We start from the raw sequence: 4,759 nt of genomic DNA, 5'->3' as shown, positions 1-4,759 counted from the left end.
TGAGGGCTTGAGTCGCAAATCGCGTTAAACGTGGTTGCGTCACCGCGTAAAACTTCGATGCCTGCGCGCACATTTCCTAGGTGATCGAGTTGGTCTAAAAGGTATGCCGAAGCGTGTACAGCCGCCCCCCTGCCGTGCGCTAAAAATTTAATATGCACTCTCATCCCCTTCTGATAACTCTATGGAAGATAATTGTTTTTTTAGACGTTTATGGGTTTGTCTACTGATCTTTGGAAGCGAAGGGAAGAGGTCTGTTAGCTCGTTTTGGATCGCTTTTAAAACTAAAAAAATGCTGAAAATATCGAGCTTGCGCTGTTCCTGTTGATCAGCGTTTTTGATGATGTTCAATGCTCGTGCAATTTGATTGATGTTGTTGCCGATTTTTGAAAGTTCCAGTAGTAAGTCTGGGTCAGTTTTTTGATAGCGTTTGACGATCTCGACCACGGTTTTGGTTTTTGTCCTCGGTCTTAATTCTTCTTCACTGGGTTGTTTTACCGTGACTGAATCTTGCATGACTTCACGTTCGATTAACGAGTGAATGAAATCAGTGAAATTTGTATTTTCTTTTTTGAGATGCTGCTCAAGTTGTTCAAGCTGTAGCTCGTTGAGTCTAAAAATCTTTGTTTTACTTCGCATGATCACCACCCTATTAACAGGCTTTTGCTTTTCGCTTTTGGGGTCTTAGGGGTGAAACCCCTAACAAGTCCCTGTATATGTAAAATTCGCAGAATTTTGTATATACAGGTAGGCTTGCTTATTCCAAATTGATCATACGATTTTGAGTTTTAGAAAATAAATAAAACCGAGAAAAAGTGCGGAAAAAAGGTTTACATTTGGGAGAAGGCTTTTACTTGAAAATTATTCAGAATTAGGGCGTTTTGGTTGTTCATACCCAAGCTCAATAAGGATCGGATAAAAAGTTTTGAAGTGATTTTCATTAAGTAGCATGTCCGCTAGAGCTTTTCCAAAGGCATCGTAGTTTTCACTTGGTAGTTTTGTGGCGTACTCACTTTGGACTCGCGGATCTCGTGCTAATTTAGCTCCAAACATGTGCCTTTGAGCGTCTGTGAGCTTCACAAACAAGTCAGGGGTGTTTTGATCTCTTGTGGGCTTAGAAGATGATCCTTTATTTTTTTGTTTTTTAGTGATTTTAAAGCTAAAGCCAGTAATCTTCCTACCTGTCTTCACTTGCTCGTATTTCGTTTCTAAATCAGTTTTTTCATTAATCTCATCAATCGCACTTTCTAAAACACGCTCTTTAAATTGATGCATTCTAGAATACTCATTGACCCCAATTCCTAATTGCTGTCTAAATTTCTCAATCTCAAAAACTGGTGTTTGCTTTGCAGTTAGCCACTGTGCCAACATTTCATACAAACGAACAGAGTAAGCACTTTTCAATTTGGCTGTCTGTTCAAGCGTATAACTTGTAAAAAACTGCTGTAGACCATCCAAGCGCGTTGTCTCTCGGACTACAATTCGAGACAAGCAGATTTCAATCGCATTCTCTTTTTGCAAATATTTGACATCCTGCACCCACCGACTTTTGATGAGTTCGCCATCATCATCAATAATTGTAAAGCGTCTATCAAAAAGCCGACTTTCCGCATCCTTTAGAGCATCATAGGCGGTCATTCTTGAAACTGTAAAAATTTCAGCGTATTGATTGCCGTGAATTTTGAGTGGTCTGTCCTTATCAAGCCCAAGCCCAGACTCACGCGCCTCAACAATTGCGAGCTGAATTAGTCTGATCTCAGCAAGGCTAAGTACTTGGATGGCTTCAACTAATCTATTTGTTTTTACTACGCGTTTTTCCACGTTTCGGGTTCTCATCATCTGCCCAATTATGTTGTGCTAGAAATTTCAACTTAATATGAACACAGATATTTTACAAGTGCTAAAAACACATATTTTTTTATAGTGCTTTTTCGCAGGTATTTGTGTGCATATATGCAGGTATTTGTGTGCATATATGCAGGTATTTGTGTGCATATATGCAGGTATTTGTGTGCATATAAGAGCTGAAAGCTAGCAATATCAATGCTTCTATCCTACCTAAAAGAATATAAAAGCATTTAAAATCATTAAAAGCCAAATCAAAAGCAAAAGCACACGAAATCGCATTAAGTACATGAAAAAGGTTTACGTTTTAAAACAGCTATGAATCTCGCTTCGCTCGATGCTTTTTTAAGAGCAAGAGCAAAAGCGGTTTTTCAGGGAGTCTAGGCGCGAATTTTGGTTGTGTCGCTCGTAGACACTCGCTCATAACTAGCTGTTATTGTTTAGATTTACTAAAAGCCCAAGTCAAAATCACTTTTCGGTTTTGGCTTATTGTCAGGCTCATAGGTTTGATAACTAATATTAGGTCTTTGAGATGGGTTTTTAATTTCGTGAATATGGTTCTTGATATTCTCAAAAATCTTTAAACATGATTGATATGCGACTCTCTGCTGTCCTAAATGGTCATTTTGCGGTTCTAAAATCTTCTCACATTGCAGATATTTCAGCATTCGCTGATCATTTTTGATGATTTTTTCAAATTTTTCATAGTCCGATTGGTAAATATTTTTACTTGCTCGGTTTATGTATTTTTCCATGTTCTCTGATTTTTTCTTTATGCAATCAATCAACTGCAATGGATTCTTTCTATTAAAAGCCGCTTGCTGATCCTCGCATAGCTCTTTGTGATGAATCACATAATCGGGATAATAGCCGTCACTGCGTAAATAACTAAAATTAATGGCTGGCTTGGGCTTGAGCCGAATTTCTGCTGTTTTTGATTCTAGTCGCTCAAGCCTTCGATTAATGTTATCAATCTGTCTACAGTTTCCCCAAGCGTATTGATCTGCTTGCTTTGCATCTCCAAGTCTTCGTAAAAGTTGCTCGGTGCTTTCAATTGCAAGATTTTCAAGAGTGCTTTCTCGATGTCGTCCTGTTGTGTGCAAATTTGCATTTGAACTGGTTTTAATTCGATCTTCACTAAGTTGCTGACAATGCTGTTTAAATCCAGTTGATTCAATGCTTTTGCTAATTGTGTTTGTAATTGGGTCTTCAAGTTTTCCTGAAATGTTTGCTGTAACTGCTCCGAAAAGTTGCTCTGTTCGAGCTTTGAAATCTCGGTTTTCAGTGCTTCTTTCTCTGTATTCAGGTGATTGATTTTGACCTTTAAGCTCTGCTCGACTTCGCTGTAATCGCTCAAGATGTTCTTTAACGAATTCACTTGTTGAGTCAATGCTTCGTTTTGCTCTGCTAGCAAGCTGTTTTGTTGCATCAATAAGCTGTTTTGCTCTGTCAAAAAATGATCTATTTCTGTTTTCATTTACTGTGATCTCTGTGAGTTGAAGTGAGTCTGGTCGGCTTGCTGCTTCAAAGTTATTGCGTTGTTTTTTATCATTTCGTTTTGAGTGCTCATTGTTGTTGTGTTCTTGCCGATTTGAAAGCTCATGTATATAGCGATTAAAATCAAAGATATAAGAGCTATAAAAACCCCGATCACTATATTTTTCATGCGCTCTTTCTTGATCACTGATTCGATTAATGTGTCGATCTGTCCGCTTTGGTTCGCTATTGCTTGCTGAACTTGAACTTGAATACTCTGTTGCAAGCTCTGTTTGTCGATCTCGATGCTCTGCAACTTGTTGTTGATCTCTTTTTGCAATGCCTGCATTGATATTGAAAACGACTCGATGCTCGTTTGCACGGATTTGACTGTCGATATATCTATACTCGACAACTGTGCTGTGAGTGCATCTATTTGCTCCGTATAGCTCGCTGTTAGCGTTTTTATGGCTTGTGGTGATAAGTTCCCGATCTCGCTCAAAATCGCTTGTATGTGCGTTTTTAGACCCTCTATCGTGTGTGCTTTCGTTTTGAGTGCTGAAATACTGTGCGTTATAGCTTGCTCGTTTTGCTCGATACTCGTCTCGAAGTCGTTCAGCGTCTCTGAGAGTTGCTGCAAGCTCGTTTGCAGTCGGTCGGCTTTCTGCTGCTGTTCTGAGATGCTCTGCATAAGATCGAATTTCGAATTGTTCATGATAAAAATCGCCTTTTAGTCGATGTTTTTTGCCGTCTTTAAGTGTGACTGTTAGAAATTCTTTGCTTTGTTTGATTGATTCAATGCCGCCCAGTTGCTCGATACACTTGATAATATCTGCCCTGTTTTCAGCCATTTTGGTCTTTAAAAGTGTGTGAACGTAGTTATCAATTTCCTTGCAAAACTGCTTTTTTGTCAGCGTCTCAAGCTCATGACTACTAAAAATGTTTTTTGCCTGTGCGTTCAACTTGGCAACGTAGTTCGGCTCTTGCGTTGTATGTGTCAAATTTAGGTCGTCAGGGCGTGACCACTGGTATTTTGTGTTGAAGTAGTCGCGTAGTGAGTCGAAATGTTTCTCATGTCCTGGGGGCGCAATATTGAGTGATTTGCCGCTGTGCAGATCAAGGCGAGGTACTAAAACATGAATATGCTTTGAGCCGTCCTCATCTTCATGTAGCACAGCAAAAAGGTGGTACTGCGATTGCTCAAGTCCTGCGAATGCGTGTTTCTCAAAGTCGTCTAAAACTTCTTTGATCTGCTCGTCCGTAGGCGCATCATTTTTTGACCATGCAATCACGCCACTGGTGTATTTCCATAGATGAGGGCTTGAGTCGCAAATCGCGTTAAACGTGGTTGCGTCACCGCGTAAAACTTCGATGCCTGCGCGCACATTTCCTAGGTGATCGAGTTGGTCTAAAAGGTATGCCGAAGCGTGTACAGCCGCCC

Annotated in this window: 3 protein-coding genes; all 3 read right to left on the bottom strand. The window is 39.9% G+C overall.

Going from position 1 to position 4,759, the window contains the following annotated elements; all coding sequences use genetic code 11:
* Nucleotides 1-147: 147 nt before the first annotated feature.
* Nucleotides 148-636, bottom strand: a complete 489-nt coding sequence (mobC, locus tag GBN19_RS14595; RefSeq protein ID WP_151778624.1) for a plasmid mobilization relaxosome protein MobC — start codon at nucleotides 634-636, stop codon at nucleotides 148-150.
* Nucleotides 637-858: 222 nt separating this feature from the next.
* Nucleotides 859-1,818 (bottom strand): replication initiation protein RepM, encoded by a 960-nt coding sequence (gene repM, locus GBN19_RS14590; RefSeq protein WP_228271297.1) that lies wholly within the window; start codon nucleotides 1,816-1,818, stop codon nucleotides 859-861.
* Nucleotides 1,819-2,291: 473 nt separating this feature from the next.
* Nucleotides 2,292-4,759 (bottom strand): mobilization protein (locus GBN19_RS15850; protein WP_171494503.1); only part of this gene is annotated, 2,468 nt, incomplete at its 5' end.

Source organism: Acinetobacter brisouii, assembly GCF_008993995.1.
Taxonomy (GTDB): Bacteria; Pseudomonadota; Gammaproteobacteria; order Pseudomonadales; family Moraxellaceae; genus Acinetobacter; species Acinetobacter brisouii_A.
This window is presented reverse-complemented; position numbering and strand designations above follow the sequence as displayed.